Genomic DNA, 15,761 nt, shown 5'->3' on the forward strand with positions numbered 1-15,761 from the left:
GGGTCGCGGCCGATAACAAAGGCAGGCGCTCCCGAGAGCCGCCTAGTAGTTGGGCCAGACCCCTGGCGTGGCCAGTTCCAGCAGATGGCCGTCGGGGTCGCGGCCGATAACAAAGGCAGGCGCTCCCGAGAGCCGCCTAGTAGTTGGGCCAGACCCCTGGCGTGGCCAGTTCCAGCAGATGGCCGTCGGGGTCGCGGAAGTACAGGCTCTCCCCACCCCGGGGCCAGTGCGTGCGGCCCTCTATCTCGATGCCGTGGTCGCGCAGCTGGGCCTCCCAGGCGCCCAGCTCGGCGGCGGCGATGGCGAAGGCCATGTGCACCCGGCCGGCCCCGTCATGCGGCGGGATGGTGCCCATGCCGTCGGGCAGGGTCACGGTCTCCAGGGTCTCGCCGCGCAGGAACAGCAGCAGCACCGAGCCGGCGCCGGCATCGAAGGCGGTGAAGCGGTGGTCCGAGGTGAAGGGCGCCAGCCCCATCACCCCCTCGAAGAAGGCCTGGGCCCGGGACATGTCCTCCACGTAGAGGGCCGTTTCCAGTACGCCGTTGAGTGCGGGCATGCGTCCTCCTCCCTTGGCCGACCTGCCTACAGCCTAGCAGCCGGGGCTCGGCTAGCCGCTGCCCCAGAACCACCAGGCGATCAGGACGATCAGCGTCAGGCCGGCGAGGTTGACGATCCAGCTCATGAGGTGGCCTCCCGGGTGTCGTCGTCGGCGAGGGCGCCGGTGTCGGCGCTGGTCTCGCCGCGGGTCTTGAACAGCCGCAGCCGGTTGGCATTGCTGACCACGGTGATCGAGGACAGCGACATGGCCGCCCCGGCGATCATCGGCGACAGCAGGGTGCCGGTGGCGGGGTAGAGCACCCCGGCGGCGATGGGGATGCCCAGCACGTTGTAGCCGAAGGCCCCCACCAGGTTCTGCTTGATGTTGGCCAGGGTGGCCCGGCTGATCTCGATGGCGTCGGCGACGCCGTGCAGCGAGCCGCGCACCAGGGTGATGCCGGCGCTCTCGATGGCCACGTCGGTGCCCTGGCCGATGGCGAAGCCGACGTCGGCCCGGGCCAGGGCCGGGGCATCGTTGATGCCGTCGCCGACCATGCCGACCACCTCGCCGTCGCGCTGGCGGCGCTCGATCTCGCCATGCTTGTCCTCGGGCAGCAACCCCGCCCGGACCTCGTCGATGCCGACCTCGGCGGCGATGGCGGCCGCGGTGTGGGTGTTGTCGCCGGTGAGCATCACCACCCGCAGCCCGTCGGCCTGCAGCCGCGCCACGGCCTCGACGGTGTCCCCGCGCAGCGGGTCGCTGACGCCGAAGACCGCGCTCAAGCGGCCGCCGACCGCCAGATGGACCACGGTGCGGGCCTGGCGCTCCAGTTCGTCGGCGATCTCCCGGCCCGCGGCCAGGTCCACCCCGGCCTCCTCCAGCAGGCGGGCATTGCCCAGCAGCAGTGCCCGGCCCTCGGCGTCGGTCGCCCGGACGCCGCCGCCGGTGACGGTGTCGAAATCGCGAATCTCGCCGGCCTCGGCGCCGCGCGCCTCCGCATGGGCCATCAGGGCGGCGGCCAGCGGGTGCTCCGAGCCGCGCTCCAGGGCGGCCACCAGCGCCAGCGCCTCGCGCTCGTCGCCGGCCAGCACCTTCGCCTCGGTGACCCGGGGCCGGCCCTCGGTGAGGGTGCCGGTCTTGTCCACCACCAGGGTGGTGAGGTGGCTGGCGGTCTGCAGGGCGTCGCCGCTCCTCACCAGCACGCCGTGCTCGGCGGCCTTGCCGACCCCGATCATGGTCGAGATGGGCGTGGCCAGCCCCAGGGCGCAGGGGCAGGCGATGATCAGCACCGTGGTGGCGGTGACCAGCATATGCAGCACCCGGGGCTCGGCGCCGACATTGAACCAGACCAGGGCGGTGATCACGGCGATGATCATCACCGAGGGCACGAAGACGCTGGACACCCGGTCGGCCAGGGCGCCGATGGGCGGCCGCGAGGCCTGGGCGCTGGCCACCTGCTCGGTGATCCGGCCCAGCCGGGTGTCGGCGCCGACGCGGGTGGCGCGATAGACCAGTCCGCCCTTGCCGTTCACCGTGCCGGCGCTGACCTCGTCCCCCGCGGCCTTGGCCACGGGCACCGGCTCGCCGGTGAGCATGGACTCGTCGATATGGCTGTTGCCCTCGGTGACCTCGCCGTCCACCGGCAGGCGCTCGCCGGGACGCACGCGAATGTGGTCGCCCTCCCGGACCTCGTCGATATCCACCTCGCGCTCCTCGCCGTCGCGGATCACCCGTGCGGTGCGGCTCTGCAGGTCGAGCAGACGCTTGAGGGCCTCGCTGGTGCGGCCCCGGGCGCGCAGTTCCAGGGCATTGCCCAGCAGCACCAGGCCGATGACCATGGCCGAGGCCTCGAAGTAGATGCCGCGCGCCACCTCCGGCAGCCAGGGCCCGAGGGCCACCACCGCCATCGAGTAGCCCCAGGCGGTGCCGGTGCCCATGGCGATCAGGGTGTCCATGTTGGCCTGGTGGTGGCGCAGGTTCTTCCAGGCGTTGACGAAGAAGTGGCGGCCGGGGAAGGCCATCACCGCCAGGGTCAGCAGGCCGATCGCCAGCCAGTACAGGCGGCCGCCGCCCTCCGGCGCCGGGTGGAAGACGAACATGCTGGCCATCAGCGGCACCGCGAGCGCCAGCGACCAGGCGCTGCCGCGCAGCCGCTGGCGGTAGGTGCGGGCGTCCTGCTCGGCGCGGGCGGCCTCGGCCTGGCGCAGGTCGACGATGGGCTCGGCGCCGTAGCCCACGTCCTTCACCGCGCGCACCAGGGCGTCGGCGTCGGCCTCGCCGTGGACCCGGGCGGTGCGGGTGCCGAAGTTGACCGAGGCCGAGATCACGCCCTCGGTGCCCTCGAGGGCCTGCTGGACGCTCCTGACGCAGCTGGCGCAGGTCATGCCGCTGATCGACAGCCGCCGGGTCGTGCCGCCGGCAGGCGACTCGGCCGGCGCCTCGGCGGGGCGCGTGCGAAGGGCGTCGTCGGTCTCGCCCTCGTCGCCCGGGACGCCGGGGGGATAGCCCGCCTCGCGCAGGGCCGCGTCCACGGCAGCCTCGCCGAGGGCGGTGGTGATCTCCAGCCGCTTCTCGCCCGGGGCGCCGACGACCTCGGCCTCGGGATCCTCGGCCTGGATGGCGCGGCGCATGGTCGTCACGCAGCCCTGACAGTTCATGTCGGGGATATGGCGTTCCCAGCGGTGTCTGGCGTTCATCGGGCCTCCTCCCCGGCATCGGGGGCGCTATCCAGGGGGGCGGGAAAGCTCTCGATCAGCCGGCACAGGCTGTGCCCGTCCGGGGTGCCGTCGGGCATCTCGGCCCAGGCGTCCAGGGCCCGTTCCATGCGCTCGGCCAGGGCCTCCAGCTCGGCGATCCGCTCGCGTATGCGGGGCAATCGCTCGGCCAGCAGGTCGCGGACCATGGGGCAGGGCGAGTCGCCCTGGTCGGCATGCTCGAGGATCTCGCGGATTTCCGCCACGCCGAAGCCCAGGGTCCGGGCGCGCTGGATGAAGCGCAGGCGATGCAGCTCGTGCTGGTCGTAGAGCTGGTAGCCGTTGTCCGGGTGGCGCTCCGGGCGCAGCAGGCCCTCCCGGGTGTAGTGTCGCACGGTCTCGGCGGTGACGCCGGCCTGGCGGGCGAGTTCGCTGACCTTCATTCCACGGCTCCTGCGGCGGGGATCCCCGGCAGTGTAAAACCTGCGTGTTACCCAAGGGTCAAGTCGGCGCGGGGCATCGCCGGGGATGGGCAAAGCAAGTGATTGAAAGCTCGGGGAATCGAACGGCCGTGCGACTAAAGCATTAGAAAAAACCGCATTAAAACGAACGTTTGGCCTTGATCGCGGCGGGGGATTCTGCAAACACTGTCGGCACTAGCCCGCACGACAACAACAGCCATCGAGAAAGGATGCCCCGCGCCATGCACAACAAGTTCAACCCCGTTACCGTCGCCGTCGCGCTGGCCTCGGCCGCGCTGATCTCCAGCCAGGCCGCCGCCTCCGGCTTCCAGGTGCGCGAGCAGAGCGCCAAGACCCTGGCCAACGCCCTCTCCAACGCCACCGCGGGCGCCGAGGACGCCAGCTTCATGGCCTACAACCCGGCCGCCATCGGCAACCTCGACGGCACCCAGGTCGCCGCCGGGGTGGCCTATATCGACGCCACCTTCAAGCTGCACGATGCCCAGGCCTCCAGTGCCAACGGGCTGGTCGACTACGACCGCGGCGGCTCCCGGGAGGGCGGCGAATCCGCCGTGGTGCCGAGCTTCGCCGCCAAGACCCGGCTGAACGAGCGCTGGGACCTGGGGCTGGCGATCTACTCGCCCTATGGCCTGGCCACCGAGTACGACGAGGACTGGATCGGGCGCTATCACGCCATCGAGACCGAGCTGAAGACGATCGACTTCCAGCCGACCCTCAACTACCGGGCCACCGAGCGGCTCAACCTGGCCGTGGGGCTGCGGGCCCAGTACGCCGATGCCACCCTGTCCAATGCCAGCGACTTCGGCTCCCTGGCGGCCCAGCAGGGAAGCCCGGTGGCCACGCCGGGGCAGAACGATGTGATCGGTGAGCTGACCGGCGACGACTGGGGCTACGGCTATACCCTCGGCGCGCTCTTCCAGGCGACCGAGCGCACCCGCTTCGGGGTCAGCTATCGCTCGGAGGTCGACCTGACCCTGGAGGGGGATCTCGACGTCAAGGGCACCGACCCGGTGTCCGATGGGGCCGTCGCCTCCGGCCAGGTCTCCGACATGGGCGGCTCCGCCGACCTGACCACCCCGGCCAGCCTGAACCTGGGCGTCCATCACCAGCTGACCGATCGCCTGACCGTGATGGCCAACGCCGAGTGGACCGAGTGGAGCAGCTTCGACGAGCTGGTGGTGGAGTTCGAGGACGGCTCCGACAGCACCACCACCGAGAACTGGGACGATACCTGGGCCTTCTCGGTGGGCGCCAACTATGCGCTGAACCCGCAGTGGCTGCTGCGCGCCGGCCTGGGCTTCGACGAGACGCCGGTGCCGGATGCCCAGCACCGCACCCCGCGGGTGCCGGATGCCGATCGCCGCTGGGCGACCCTGGGGGCCACCTGGATGCCCACCCCCGAGCTGGGCATCACCGCCGGCTACATGCACGTCTTCGGCGATGACGTGGACATCGATCAGGATGGCGCCAAGCCCGAGAACGCCGAGCGCGGCAACCTCTCCGGGGAGTACGAGGTGGAGGCCGATGTCTTCGCCCTCTCGGTGGACTATCGCTTCTGAGCCGGCCTGCAGCAGGCCTCTCACGCGAAACCCCGGCCACTGGCCGGGGTTTTTTCGTGGCGCCGGGGCGTGGCCCTCAGGCCGCCTCGTCGAGGAAGGCCGCGCGCATCAGCTCGCGGGTGTAGGTTTCCCGCGGGGCCTCGAACAGGGCCTCGGTCTCGCCTTGCTCGACCACCGCGCCCTCCTTCATCACCAGCACGGTATCGGCCAGGGCCCGGACCACGGCAAGGTCGTGGCTGATGAACAGGTAGGTGAGGTCGTGCTTCTTCTGCAGGTCGCGCAGCAGCTCGATCACCGTGGCCTGCACCGAGCGATCCAGGGCCGAGGTGGGCTCGTCGAGCAGCAGGAACTCGGGCTTGAGCACCAGGGCGCGGGCGATGGCGATGCGCTGGCGCTGGCCCCCGGAGAACTCGTGGGGGTAGCGGCGGCGCATCGCCGGGTCCAGGGCGACCTCGCGCAGCGCCTCCTGGACCCGATCATCGCGCTCGCGTCGGCCCAGTTCGGGGGCATGCACCCGCAGGCCCTCGCCGACGATCTCGCCCACCGTCATGCGCGGCGACAGCGAGCCGAAGGGATCCTGGAAGACCACTTGCATCCGCGAGCGCAGCGGCCGCATGCCGCCGCTGTCCAGGCCGTCCAGGGCGGTGTCCTCGAAGCGGATGTCGCCCCGGCTGTCGAGCAGGCGCAGCAGGGCGCGCCCCAGGGTCGACTTGCCGGAGCCGGACTCGCCGACGATGCCCACCGTCTGGCCGCGGCGGATCGCCAGGTCGATGCCGCGCACCGCCTCGAAGTACGCCGAGGGCCGGAGGAGCCGCTTCTTGAGGGGGAAGCGCACCCGCAGGTCACGGGCCTCGAGCAGCATCGGCGAATCCGCCGGCACCGGCGGCTTGCTTCCATGGGGCTCGGCGTCGATCAGCATCCGCGTGTAGGCGTGCCGGGGCGCGGCGAACAGCGCCCGCGTCTCGCCGCTCTCCACCAGCTCGCCGCGGCGCATCACGCAGACTCGGTCGGCGAAGTGGCGAACGATGCCCAGGTCGTGGGTGATGAACAGGATCGCCATGCCGTAGCGGCGCTGCAGGTCCTTGAGCAAGGCCAGGATCTGCGCCTGGACGGTGACGTCCAGCGCCGTGGTCGGCTCGTCGGCGATCAGCAGCTTGGGCTCGCAGGCCAGCGCCATGGCGATCATCACCCGCTGGCGCTGGCCGCCGGAGAGCTCGTGGGGGTAGCTGTCGAGGCGTCGAGCCGGCTCGGGGATGCCGACCTGCTCGAGCAGTTCTCGCACCCTCTCCCGAGCGGCCCGGCCCTTGAGGCCGCGGTGGCGCTCGAGCACCTCGGCGATCTGCCGGCCGATGCGATGCAGTGGATTGAGCGAGGTCATCGGCTCCTGGAAGATCATCGCGATGTCGTTACCGCGCAGCCGGCGCAGGCGCTTCGGGGTGGCGGCGAGCAGGTCCTCGCCCTCGAAGCGGATGGCGCCGCGGGTGCGGGCCAGGTCCGGCAGCAGGCCCATGGCGGCGGTGGAAGACACCGACTTGCCGGAGCCGGACTCGCCGACCAGGGCCAGGGTCTCGCCGGCCCCGAGGTGGAAGCTGACATGCTTGACGGCGGGAACGGTGCCGTCGGGCAGGGCGAAGTCGACGCACAGGTCGTCGACCTCAAGCAATGGTTTGCGCATCGTTGGGCTCCTCCTGGTGGGCTCTTAGCGCGTCTTGGGGTCCAGGGCATCCCTCAGCCCATCGCCCAGGAAGTTGAGGCAGAACAGCGTCAGCGCCAGGAACACCGAGGGCACCAGCAGCATCCAGGGGGCGGTCTGCATCATGTCGGTGCCCTCGCTGATCAGCACCCCCCAGCTGGTCAGCGGTTCCTGCACGCCGAGCCCCAGGAACGACAGGAAGCTCTCCAGCAGGATCACCTTGGGCACGGTGAGGGTGACGTAGACGATCACCGGGCCGATGGCGTTGGGGATCAGGTGGCGGGTGACGATCTTGCGGTCCCTGACGCCCAGCGCATGGGCGGCCTCGATGAACTCGCGACGCTTGAGCGCCAGGGTCTGGCCGCGCACGATGCGCGCCATGTCCAGCCATTCCACCGCGCCGATGGCGGCGTAGATCAGCAGGATGTTGCGTCCGAACACCACCATCAGCAGGATCACCAGGAACATGAAGGGCAGCGAGTACATGATGTCGACGAAGCGCATCATCAGGTTGTCGACGCGGCCGCCCAGGTAGCCGGCGACGGCGCCGTACAGGACGCCGATCACCAGGCTGACCAGGGTCGCCACCAGCGCCACCGACAGCGAGACGCGTCCGCCGTAGAGCGTGCGGGTGAGCAGGTCGCGGCCGTTGGCGTCGGTGCCCAGCCAGTGGCCGCCCTCCAGGGTCGGGGCGGCGCCGAAGGCGTTCCAGTCGACGTCGGCCAGCCCCCAGGGCGTCAGCCAGGGGCCGGCCACGCAGACCAGGGTGATCGTGCCGAGCAGCCACAGGCTGGCCATGGCGGCCTTGTTTTGCTTGAGCCGGCGCCAGGCCTCGCGGGCCAGGCTGTCGCCGGTCACGCCGGCATCGGCGTCGGCGGGCAGGGTGCGTGAGGTCATGGCATTAGTCGTCATAGCGAATCTGCGGGTCGAGGGCGGAATAGATCAGGTCGACGATCAGGTTCAGCAGCACGATCAGCGCGCCGTAGAATACCACCGTGCCCATCACCAGGGTGTAGTCGCGGTTGAGCGCGCCCTGCACGAAGTAGCGGCCGATGCCGGGGATGCCGAAGATCTGCTCGATCACCACCGATCCGGTGATGATCCCGGCGATCGCCGGGCCCAGGTAGGAGACCACCGGCAGCAGCGCCGGGCGGATGGCGTGACGCCACACCACCAGCCGCTCGCTGAGCCCCTTGGCTCGGGCGGTGCGGATGTAGTGGCTGCCCAGCACCTCGATCATGCTGGCGCGCATCATCCGCGCGATGTAGGCGATCTGCTGGATCGACAGCGCCACCACCGGCAGCACCAGGTTGGGCAGGGCGCCATCGTTCCAGCCGCCGGCGGGCAGCCAGCCGAGCAGGACCCCGAAGACCAGCGCCAGCAGCGGGGCGACCACGAAGTTGGGGACCGCGATGCCGGCCAGGGCGGTGCCCATCACCGCGTAGTCGATGGCGCTGTTGCGCCGCAGGGCGGCGGCGATACCCAGCGGCAGGCCGAGGGCCAGCGCCAGCAGGATGGCCAGGCCGCCGATCTCCAGGCTGACCGGAAAGCCCTGCAGGATCAGTTCGGTGACGCTGAAGTCCTTGTACTTGAAGGAGGGGCCGAAATCCCCCTGCAGCAGGTTGCCGAGATAGCGCAGGTACTGCTGGGGCAGCGGCTCGTCGAGGTGGTAGGCGGCCATCAGGTTGGCCTCGATCTCCGGCGGCAGGGCGCGCTCGCCGTCGAAGGGGCCGCCGGGGGCCACCCGCATCAGGAAGAAGGCGATGGTGATGACGATCAGCATCGTCGGGATCGCCTGCAGCAGGCGCTTGAGGGAGTAGCTCAGCATGGCGGCAGGCTCCGGGAACGGTGTCGGGGGCGAACGGGCATGGGGCGTCTCCTCCTGTGGCGCACGTCACAGGGCATGCGGGCCTAGGCAATGTCTGAAGAGTGCTTGCGCTCGGCTATACGGCGTTAAAAATCGGCTCGTGCGCGAGCCCGGTCAAAGTACTCATTTGCTACCTGTAAACTCCGTCTTTTCACCGATTTTTGCCTTGTCTAGCCTTCGCTCACCGACTTTTCAGACAAAGCCTAGCGGGAGCGTCAGGCCGGGGCGGCGGGGCCGTCCCCGGCGACGGCGGGCTAGTCGGCGAAACGGATCCAGCGCGAGGGGTGGTCGTCCTCGATGTTGTCCTGCCAGCCCGCCAGGTCCGGGTTCACCAGGTTGCGCGAGACGTAGTAGAGCATCGGGATCAGCGCATCGTCTTCCAGGGCCAGGGCCTCGGCCTGCTGGAGCAGCCGCTGGCGCTCGTCGAGGTCCAGGGTCTCGGCGGCCCGGTCGAGCAGGGCGTCGTATTGCGGATTGGAGTAGGCGCCGTAGTTGTTGCCGACCCCGGTATGCAGCAGGGTGAGGAAGTTCTCGGCGTCGTTGTAGTCGGCGATCCAGCCGGCCCGGGCGATGTCGAAGTCGCCCTCGGCGATGGTCTGGTAGTGCACGGTGGCCTCGGCGTTGATCATCTCGACCTCGACGCCCAGCGGACGCCACATGGCCGCCATGGCGACGGCGATCTTCTTGTGCTCGTCGGTGGTGTTGTAGCGCAGGCGCAGGCGCAGCGGATTGTCGGGGCCGTAGCCGGCCGCCTCGAGCAGCTCGCGGGCGCGAGCCAGGCGGGCGTCCATATCGCCCTCGAGGGCCATCTCCTGGACGTCGTAGTGGGCGATCCCGTCGGGCACGAAGGATCGCGCCGGCTGGAAGGTGCCGTCCATGATCTGCTCGGAGATCACCTGGCGGCGGGCCGCCAGGTTGAGCGCCTCGCGCACCCGCGGGTCGGTGGTGGGGTGGCCCTCGCGGTGGTTGAAGACGTAATAGTAGCTGCCGAGGTAGGTGCTCATGTGGGTGGCCTCGGGCAACTCCTCCTCGAGCAGGTCGTACATGCTCGAGGAGTACTCGCGCATGATGTCGAGCTCCCCGGCGCGGAAGCGCGAGACCCCGGCGTTGCGATCCTCGATGGTGTGGTAGGTCACGCCGTCGAGCGTCACCGCGTCGGCGTCGTAGTACGCGGGGTTGGGGCGCACGTCGATGTGCGACTGGGACACCCACTCCACGGGCGTGAAGGCGCCGTTGGTGACGATGTTGTCGAGCTTGACCCAGTCGTCGCCGTAGCGCTCATGGGTGTGCTGGGGCGCCGGATAGGCGGTGTAATGGGTCAGCTGCTGCAGGAAGTAGGGGGTCGGGGCCTCGAGGGTGACCCGGAAGGTGCGGCCGTCGTCGAGGGAGGCCACGCCCAGTGCCTCGGGGGGTCGCTCGCCGATGTTGACCGCCTCGGCCCCCGCCACCGGGTAGAGCATGTAGGCGTACTTGGAGGCGTTGGCCGGGTCGAGCAGGTGGCGCCAGCCGAACACGAAGTCCTCGGCGGTCACCGGCTCGCCGTCGGACCAGGCCGCGTCCTCGCGTAGGTGGAAGGTATAGGTCAGGCCATCCTCGGAGACCTCCCAGGATTCGGCCATGCCGGGCAGCAGCTCGCCGTCCGGGGCCTTCTTCACCAGGCCTTCGTAGACATCCATCAGGATCTGGGACTCCCAGATGCCGCCGGAGACCTGGGAGGTGTCGAAGGAGGCGAGTTCGCCGGTGACGCCGATGTCGAGGGTCGCGGCGAAGGCGGAGGGGGCGAGGCAGGTCGAGGCCAGCAGCAGGCTGCCGGCGAAACGGCGCGTCTTGCGCATGGTGCACTCCTTGGCTTGTGATTGTTGGAGTCGTTTGGATGCTAAACGGCTGGACCTCACCATCGCCGAGACCCCAGGCGTGGTCCATTAGAAATTGCGCATGACGCCATCCAGGAATTCGATATTCCCGGCCTGCGGCGCCGGACGGGATGGCCGCAGGCGCCGCGGTTCGCTACAATGCCCGTCTTTTCTCCGCCGCCGGCCGGGTCGGCCGGCGCGCGCCGCATTCCTTTCAGATTCAGGCGAATGCCATGCTGGAAACCAATCCGATCAACCACCTCATCAAGGACCTGTCTGAGCGGACAGATGTCCTGAGGGGGTACCTTTGACTATGCCGAGAAGAAGGACCGGCTAGAGGAAGTCACCCGCGAGCTCGAGGATCCCGACGTCTGGAGCGATCCGGACTATGCCCAGAAGCTGGGCAAGGAGCGGGCGACCCTGGAGACGATCGTGTCCACCATCGACGAGCTGGAGCAGGGGCTGGCCGACAGCGCCGACCTGCTGGAGCTGGCCGAGATGGAGGAGGACGCGGGGACCGTCGAGGAGGTCCAGCGCGAGCTGGACGGCCTGCAGGCCAGCCTCGAGAAGCTCGAGTTCCGGCGCATGTTCTCCGGCGAGATGGACGAGAACAACGCCTATCTCGATATCCAGGCGGGCTCCGGCGGCACCGAGGCCCAGGACTGGGCCAACATGCTGCTGCGCATGTACCTGCGCTGGGCCGAGCACCACGGCTTCAAGGCCGAGATTACCGAGCTCTCCGCCGGCGAGGTCGCGGGCATCAAGTCGGCCTCGGTGCACGTCCAGGGCGAGTACGCCTTCGGCTGGCTGCGCACCGAGACCGGGGTGCACCGCCTGGTGCGCAAGAGCCCCTTCGATTCCGGCGGCCGCCGCCACACCTCCTTCGCCTCGGTGTTCCTGTCGCCGGAGGTGGACGACAGCTTCGAGATCGAGATCAACCCCTCGGATCTGCGGGTGGATACCTACCGCTCCAGCGGGGCCGGCGGCCAGCACGTCAACACCACCGACTCGGCGGTGCGGATCACCCACGAGCCCACCGGGATCGTGGTGGCCTGCCAGAGCCAGCGCAGCCAGCACGCCAACCGCGACTTCGCCATGAAGCAGCTCAGGGCGAAGCTGTGGGAACACGAGATGGAGAAGCGCAACGCCGCCAAGCAGGCCGCCGAGGACTCCAAGGCCGACATCGGCTGGGGCAGCCAGATCCGTTCCTATGTGCTGGACGACCAGCGTATCAAGGACCTGCGCACCGGCGTGCAGTCGAGCAGCTGCGACAAGGTGCTGGACGGGGATCTGGATCAGTTCATCGAGGCCAGCCTCAAGCAGGGCCTCTAGCCTCTCGCGGCGGGCGACGCGTCGCGAGCGACGGGCCAGGCGCCCGTGTCCCACGCTCGCGGCGCGTCGCGCGTTGTCCGTAGCCCATTTTCACAGGTAGCGACATGGCCAACCAGGACACTTCCCAGGACGAGAATCGCCTGATCGCCGAGCGGCGCGGCAAGCTGGCCGAGCGCCGCGAGCGGGCCGCCGGCGGCGGCGACAGCGCCTTCCCCAACGACTTCCGTCGCGACAGCACCGCCGCGGAGCTGATCGAGGAGCTGGGCGACAAGGACAAGCCCGAGCTCGAGGCGCTGGCCCGCCCCGCCGCCGTGGCCGGGCGCATCATGCGCAAGCGCGGCCCCTTCATCGTCATCCAGGACGCCAGCGGCCAGATCCAGCTCTACGTCGACAAGAAGGGCCTGCCGGCCGAGGTGCTCGAGGACATCAAGGGCTGGGACATCGGCGATATCGTCGCCGGCCGCGGCCCGGTGCACAAGTCGGGCAAGGGCGACCTCTACGTGATGATGGAGGAGGCCCGGCTGCTGACCAAGAGCCTGCGGCCGCTGCCCGACAAGTTCCACGGCCTGACCGACATGGAGGCGCGCTACCGCCAGCGCTACGTGGACCTGATCATGAACCCCGAGTCGCGGGACGTCTTCAAGGCCCGCGCCGGGGTGATCAGCGCCATGCGCCGCTTCTTCGAGGATCACGGCTTCATGGAGGTCGAGACGCCGATGCTGCAGCCAATTCCCGGCGGCGCCACGGCCCGACCCTTCGTGACCCACCACAACGCGCTGGGCATCGACATGTACCTGCGCATCGCCCCGGAGCTGTACCTCAAGCGGCTGGTAGTGGGCGGCTTCGAGCGGGTCTTCGAGATCAACCGCAACTTCCGCAACGAGGGGCTGTCGACCCGGCACAACCCCGAGTTCACCATGATCGAGTTCTATCAGGCCTATGCCGATTATCAGGACCTGATGGACCTCACCGAGGCCATGCTGCGCGAGGTCACCCGGCGGGTGCTGGGCACCACCACCGTGACCAACACGGTGCGCGACGCCGAGGGCGAGGTGCTGGAGACCTACGAGTACGACTTCGGCCAGCCGCTGCGCCGGCTCAGCGTGTTCGACGCCATTCTCGAGTACAACCCGGACATCCACGCCGAGGCGCTGGCCGACGAGACCGCCGCTCGGCAGATCGCCGAGCGCCTGGACATCGACGTCAAGGACGGCTGGGGCCTGGGCAAGGTGCAGATCGAGATCTTCGAGAAGACCGTCGAGCACCGCCTCCAGCAGCCGACCTTCATCACCGACTACCCGACCGAGGTCAGCCCGCTGGCCCGGCGCAAGGACAGCGATCCCTTCGTCACCGAGCGTTTCGAGTTCTTCGTCGGCGGCCGAGAGATCGCCAACGGCTTCTCGGAGCTCAACGACGCTGAGGACCAGGCCGAGCGCTTCGCCGCCCAGGTGGCCGAGAAGGAGGCCGGCGACGACGAGGCCATGTACTACGACGCCGACTATGTCCGCGCCCTGGAGTACGGCCTGCCGCCCACCGCCGGCGAGGGCATCGGCATCGACCGGCTGGTGATGCTGCTCACCGACAGCGCCTCGATCCGGGATGTGCTGCTGTTCCCGGCCATGCGCCCTTCTGGAGACTGAAGGCGCTGCGCGTCGGCCAGGCGGCGTTGCGCGGGGACTCGCTTTGCTCATGTACAAACGTGTACATTCCGCCAGCGAATCCCCGTGCGCCTAGCCTGGGCCTAGCTCGCCGCCTTCCGCTGGCTTCGCGGGTGACCGCTTAGCCCCACATCCGGCAGGTTGGTCGGGAAGTGTTGGTAAGGGGCGCCCCGAGCGCCCATAATGGCAGCGTTTCGACGTCGAGGAGACCGTGATGAAACTGCTCAACCGCTCCGCCCTGAGCGTCAGGCCGACCCAGCATTTCGTCGACTGGATCAACGCCCTGGAACCCACCGTGGGTGATGACGACCTCTCGCTCGCCGATGTCGAACGGGAAAGCACCATCTACCTGATTCCCGAGATGGATGCCCCCGAGGCCCTCGAGGCCTTCGTGAGGGAGCGCTACCTGGAGATCCTCGAGACCGAGCTGCGGGCCTGGGAGGAAGACGAGCGCCAGTGGCCCGAGACCCTCGACTGGGCGCTGTTCCAGCGCTTCCTGCACTTCGAGCACAGCTACCTGGCGATCGACCTGGACGACGAGGCGGCCCTGGAGGTCGCCGAGGTCGACGACAGCCTGCTGCTGGAGACCGACCAGGACTGAGCGTGGCGCCCCGCCCTCCGTCCCCCAGAAACCGGCCGCGGCCGGTTTTCTTTTGCATCGCGATTGCCCATGAGCCGACTCTTCTCGACCCGCCCCGGCGATGACGGCCTGCCGGGCCCGGAACGCCGCCTGGCCGTCATGGCGCTGATCCTGGGCACCACCATGGCGGTGGTGGACACCACCATGGTCAACCTGGCCCTGCCCGCCATCGCCGCCGACCTCCGAGTGCCGGCGGCCGAGGCGGTGTGGGTGACCAACCTCTTCCAGGTGACCTGCGCCGCCTTCCTGCTGGTCTTCGCCGCCCTGAGCGAGCTGGTCGGCCGGCGGCGGCTGTACGCGGCGGGGCTGGCGCTGTTCGCGGTGGCCGCCCTGGGCAGCGCCCTGTCGCGCAGCCTCGAGACCCTGCTGGCGTTCCGCGCCCTCCAGGGCGTGGCGGCGGCGGCCACCCTGTCCATCGGCCCGTCGCTGTACCGGGCCATCTTCCCCTCGCGGCTGCTGGGCAGCGCCCTGGGGCTGAGCTCGCTGGTGGTGGCCACCGGCTATGCCGCCGGGCCGGCCCTGGGCGGCACGCTGCTGTCGGTGGCCAGCTGGCCCTGGCTGTTCGCCCTGCCGGTGCCCCTCGGGGCCGGCGCCGTGATCCTGGCCTGGCGGGCGTTGCCCCGGGAGCCGCGGCGCTCGGGAGGCTTCGACGGCTGGGGCGCGCTCTGCGCCATGGCCGCCCTGGCGAGCCTCTTCCTGGCCCTGGATGGCGCCGGGCGGGCGGCGGGCGGCGGAGGCTGGGCCTGGCTGGCCGTCGCCCTGGTCGCCGGGGCCGCCTTCATCGCCCGCCAGCGCCGGGCGGCGTACCCGCTGCTGCCGCTGTCGCTGTTCCGCGAGCGGCGCTTCAGCCTGGCGGTCGCGGCCCAGGGGCTGGCCTTCGTCGGCCAGGGCCTGGCCTTCGTCGCCCTGTCCTTCCTCTACCAGCGGGAGATGGGCTTCACGCCGCTGGAGACCGCCTGGCTGTTCACCCCCTGGCCGCTGACCATCATGGTGGCGGGGCCCCTGGCCGGCCGGCTGGCCGACCGGCTCAACCCCAGCCTGCTGAGCTCGGCGGGGTTGGTGCTGCTGATGGCGGGGCTGGCCAGCCTGGCCCGGCTCGAGGCCGAGGCCGGGGTGATCGACGGCCTGTGGCGCACCGCCCTGTGCGGCCTGGGTTTCGGGCTCTTCCAGCCGCCCAACAATCGCGAGCTGATGGCCAGCGTGCCCGCCGAGCGCAGCGCCAGCGCCTCGGGCGTGATGAGCACCACCCGCACCATGGGCCAGTCGCTGGGCGTGGCGCTGGTCGGCGCCGGCCTGGCCGCCGGGGCGCCCGTCCAGCTCACGCTCTGGGCGGGCGTGGCGGCCACGGCGCTGTCGCTGCTGGCCAGCCTGGCCCGGGTCCCGCTGGCCGGCGAGGCGCTGCGCGCCCGTCGTCGCGCCGCGGCCGAACGCGTACAATGAGGCCGT

Annotated in this window: 13 protein-coding genes; 6 read left to right on the plus strand and 7 right to left on the minus strand. The window is 70.0% G+C overall.

The genetic code is table 11. From position 1 onward, the window contains the following. Positions 1-136 precede the first annotated feature (136 nt). From QC818_RS10105 to QC818_RS10115, 3 genes are all read right to left on the minus strand, one after another. Positions 137-556 carry a VOC family protein gene (locus QC818_RS10105; RefSeq protein ID WP_309652736.1) on the minus strand — a complete coding sequence of 140 codons (420 nt, stop codon included), beginning with the start codon at positions 554-556 and terminating at the stop codon, positions 137-139. 122 nt (positions 557-678) lie between these two features. Beyond that, positions 679-3,234, minus strand: a complete 2,556-nt coding sequence (locus QC818_RS10110) for a heavy metal translocating P-type ATPase (RefSeq protein ID WP_309652737.1) — start codon at positions 3,232-3,234, stop codon at positions 679-681. Further along, positions 3,231-3,674 (minus strand): MerR family transcriptional regulator, encoded by a 444-nt coding sequence (locus tag QC818_RS10115; protein WP_309652738.1) that lies wholly within the window; start codon positions 3,672-3,674, stop codon positions 3,231-3,233. The genes QC818_RS10110 and QC818_RS10115 overlap by 4 nt, the downstream gene beginning before the upstream one ends. A gap of 260 nt (positions 3,675-3,934) precedes the next feature. On the opposite strand from QC818_RS10115, the gene QC818_RS10120 reads away from it, so the two are divergent. Further along, on the plus strand, positions 3,935-5,272 hold the full coding sequence (locus tag QC818_RS10120) for an OmpP1/FadL family transporter (RefSeq protein WP_309652739.1): 1,338 nt from the start codon (positions 3,935-3,937) through the stop codon (positions 5,270-5,272). A gap of 76 nt (positions 5,273-5,348) precedes the next feature. Here the strand turns inward: QC818_RS10120 and QC818_RS10125 are convergent, their stop codons facing one another. The 4 genes from QC818_RS10125 to QC818_RS10140 form a co-directional block, all read right to left on the minus strand. Next, positions 5,349-6,947, minus strand: a complete 1,599-nt coding sequence (locus QC818_RS10125) for an ABC transporter ATP-binding protein (RefSeq protein WP_309652740.1) — start codon at positions 6,945-6,947, stop codon at positions 5,349-5,351. 24 nt (positions 6,948-6,971) lie between these two features. Further along, positions 6,972-7,862 carry an ABC transporter permease subunit gene (locus QC818_RS10130; protein ID WP_309652741.1) on the minus strand — a complete coding sequence of 297 codons (891 nt, stop codon included), beginning with the start codon at positions 7,860-7,862 and terminating at the stop codon, positions 6,972-6,974. A 4-nt stretch (positions 7,863-7,866) separates the two neighbouring features. Beyond that, positions 7,867-8,793 (minus strand): oligopeptide ABC transporter permease OppB, encoded by a 927-nt coding sequence (oppB, locus tag QC818_RS10135; protein WP_309652742.1) that lies wholly within the window; start codon positions 8,791-8,793, stop codon positions 7,867-7,869. Positions 8,794-9,086: 293 nt separating this feature from the next. Next, positions 9,087-10,667 (minus strand): peptide ABC transporter substrate-binding protein, encoded by a 1,581-nt coding sequence (locus QC818_RS10140; protein WP_309652743.1) that lies wholly within the window; start codon positions 10,665-10,667, stop codon positions 9,087-9,089. Positions 10,668-10,816: 149 nt separating this feature from the next. Here QC818_RS10140 and QC818_RS10145 point away from each other — a divergent pair, with 149 nt between their 5' ends. The 5 genes from QC818_RS10145 (at position 10,817) to QC818_RS10165 (ending at position 15,755) form a co-directional block, all read left to right on the plus strand. Further along, positions 10,817-10,996 carry a hypothetical protein gene (locus QC818_RS10145; protein WP_309652930.1) on the plus strand — a complete coding sequence of 60 codons (180 nt, stop codon included), beginning with the start codon at positions 10,817-10,819 and terminating at the stop codon, positions 10,994-10,996. Then, positions 10,919-12,017 (plus strand): peptide chain release factor 2 gene (gene prfB / locus QC818_RS10150; RefSeq protein WP_374710080.1). Its coding sequence is split into 2 segments (ribosomal slippage): positions 10,919-10,993 and positions 10,995-12,017, totalling 1,098 coding nucleotides; the frame shifts between segments, so codons are not numbered across the junction. Before QC818_RS10145 ends, prfB begins: the two co-directional genes overlap by 78 nt. Before the next feature lie 104 nt (positions 12,018-12,121). Beyond that, the gene (lysS, locus tag QC818_RS10155) at positions 12,122-13,657 is read left to right on the plus strand and encodes a lysine--tRNA ligase (RefSeq protein WP_309652744.1); all 1,536 of its coding nucleotides are present in this window, start codon (positions 12,122-12,124) and stop codon (positions 13,655-13,657) included. A 232-nt stretch (positions 13,658-13,889) separates the two neighbouring features. After that, the gene (locus tag QC818_RS10160) at positions 13,890-14,276 is read left to right on the plus strand and encodes a hypothetical protein (protein ID WP_309652745.1); all 387 of its coding nucleotides are present in this window, start codon (positions 13,890-13,892) and stop codon (positions 14,274-14,276) included. 69 nt (positions 14,277-14,345) lie between these two features. Further along, complete coding sequence (locus QC818_RS10165) at positions 14,346-15,755, plus strand: MFS transporter (RefSeq protein WP_309652746.1); 1,410 nt, start codon at positions 14,346-14,348, stop codon at positions 15,753-15,755. Positions 15,756-15,761 lie beyond the last annotated feature (6 nt).

The organism is Halomonas koreensis, assembly GCF_031451675.1.
Lineage (GTDB): Bacteria > Pseudomonadota > Gammaproteobacteria > Pseudomonadales > Halomonadaceae > Halomonas > Halomonas koreensis.

What these genes read in the sequence shown, in the direction of transcription:
- QC818_RS10105 (WP_309652736.1), bottom strand. Translation starts at nt 556, where the DNA reads ATGCCCGCACTCAACGGCGTACTGGAAACGGCCCTCTACGTGGAGGAC.
- QC818_RS10110 (WP_309652737.1), bottom strand. Translation starts at nt 3,234, where the DNA reads ATGAACGCCAGACACCGCTGGGAACGCCATATCCCCGACATGAACTGT.
- QC818_RS10115 (WP_309652738.1), bottom strand. Translation starts at nt 3,674, where the DNA reads ATGAAGGTCAGCGAACTCGCCCGCCAGGCCGGCGTCACCGCCGAGACC.
- QC818_RS10120 (WP_309652739.1), top strand. Translation starts at nt 3,935, where the DNA reads ATGCACAACAAGTTCAACCCCGTTACCGTCGCCGTCGCGCTGGCCTCG.
- QC818_RS10125 (WP_309652740.1), bottom strand. Translation starts at nt 6,947, where the DNA reads ATGCGCAAACCATTGCTTGAGGTCGACGACCTGTGCGTCGACTTCGCC.
- QC818_RS10130 (WP_309652741.1), bottom strand. Translation starts at nt 7,862, where the DNA reads ATGACCTCACGCACCCTGCCCGCCGACGCCGATGCCGGCGTGACCGGC.
- oppB (WP_309652742.1), bottom strand. Translation starts at nt 8,793, where the DNA reads ATGCTGAGCTACTCCCTCAAGCGCCTGCTGCAGGCGATCCCGACGATG.
- QC818_RS10140 (WP_309652743.1), bottom strand. Translation starts at nt 10,667, where the DNA reads ATGCGCAAGACGCGCCGTTTCGCCGGCAGCCTGCTGCTGGCCTCGACC.
- QC818_RS10145 (WP_309652930.1), top strand. Translation starts at nt 10,817, where the DNA reads ATGGCCGCAGGCGCCGCGGTTCGCTACAATGCCCGTCTTTTCTCCGCC.
- lysS (WP_309652744.1), top strand. Translation starts at nt 12,122, where the DNA reads ATGGCCAACCAGGACACTTCCCAGGACGAGAATCGCCTGATCGCCGAG.
- QC818_RS10160 (WP_309652745.1), top strand. Translation starts at nt 13,890, where the DNA reads ATGAAACTGCTCAACCGCTCCGCCCTGAGCGTCAGGCCGACCCAGCAT.
- QC818_RS10165 (WP_309652746.1), top strand. Translation starts at nt 14,346, where the DNA reads ATGAGCCGACTCTTCTCGACCCGCCCCGGCGATGACGGCCTGCCGGGC.